Origin of the sequence: Carboxydocella sp. JDF658, assembly GCF_002049395.1 — a bacterium.
Taxonomy (GTDB): domain Bacteria; phylum Bacillota.
Genome location: NZ_BDLR01000206.1, coordinates 1 through 222, shown reverse-complemented (window position 1 = coordinate 222; position 222 = coordinate 1). Strand labels below are relative to the sequence as shown.

The window sequence follows — 222 nt, the reverse complement described above, 5'->3', positions numbered from 1 at the left end:
GATGCAAAGAGTGTACCAGGTATTAGCACCACTTTCGCGGTGTTATCCCTGTCTGAAGGGCAGGTTGCTCACGCGTTACTCACCCGTCCGCCGCTAAGCCACTCAGGAGCAAGCTCCCTCATGGCTCCGCTCGACTTGCATGTGTTAGGCACGCCGCCAGCGTTCATCCTGAGCCAGGATCAAACTCTCCGAATATATCTCGAAAAGTTTTTATCCGAAATT

The 222-nt window shown here is 52.7% G+C and carries 1 rRNA gene; it reads right to left on the bottom strand.

Features of this window, described 5'->3' with window-relative positions:
• A 16S ribosomal RNA gene (locus tag JDF658_RS13835) occupies nt 1-195 on the bottom strand; the annotation flags it as partial.
• Between the last annotated feature and the right edge of the window lie 27 nt (nt 196-222).